Genomic DNA, 264 nt, shown 5'->3' on the forward strand with positions numbered 1-264 from the left:
CCGCATGGCGCATAGGAAAGATGACTCGGGGGCATCCTCGTGCCCGGACCGCGCATGAGCGCATGTCCCGCGGGCCGCGAGGTGCGGTTCCGGAAGAGCTCGGGCGATTAGTGCGGCTCGGCTGAGGACGTCGCCGCCCTTGCACCTGCCGTCTATCGACCAGGTAGTCTACCTGGGCCCTTACCGGAAGGAGAACTAATCCCTGGAACGGCTTCCCGCTTAGATGCCTTCAGCGGTTATCCGCGCCGCACGCGGCTACCCGGC

1 rRNA gene is annotated in these 264 nt (G+C 66.3%); it reads right to left on the minus strand.

Features of this window, described 5'->3' with window-relative positions:
- Nucleotides 1–86 precede the first annotated feature (86 nt).
- Nucleotides 87–264 (minus strand): 23S ribosomal RNA (locus RX395_RS10200); the annotation flags it as partial.

The organism is Collinsella aerofaciens (assembly GCF_032584215.1).
In the GTDB taxonomy this organism is placed as follows: domain Bacteria; phylum Actinomycetota; class Coriobacteriia; order Coriobacteriales; family Coriobacteriaceae; genus Collinsella.